At 36.9% G+C, this 295-nt stretch carries 1 protein-coding gene; it reads right to left on the reverse strand.

The annotated features are described in order from the left end of the window. Positions 1-206 (reverse strand): sugar phosphate nucleotidyltransferase (locus tag ACSG5Z_RS31040; protein ID WP_435712876.1); only part of this gene is annotated, 206 nt, incomplete at its 3' end. Positions 207-295: the final 89 nt, after the last annotated feature.

The following is a 295-nucleotide window of genomic DNA, read 5'->3' on the forward strand; positions in this document are numbered from 1 at the left end:
TATAAGTCCATTAGTGAACGGTTTTTATGACTTGTAAAAACCGCTACACTATGAATATTAGAATTCACCATATTTGAAAGCATGAAATCAATGAGTCGATAACGGCCCCCAAATGGTAACGCCGCTAATGTACGATGCCCTGTTACTTTCTTTAAGGAAGGAAAACTTCCCGTTGCATTAATAATTCCTAACATTTTTTCTCCCATTCATTTCATCCCCCTTTTCTATTTCCCTTCAGCAAGGAGTACTACATCGTCGACATTTTTTTCTGGACGAATAATTGTTCCATCTTCAA

Source organism: Bacillus pretiosus, from assembly GCF_051294775.1.
GTDB classification, from domain to species: domain Bacteria; phylum Bacillota; class Bacilli; order Bacillales; family Bacillaceae_G; genus Bacillus_A; species Bacillus_A wiedmannii.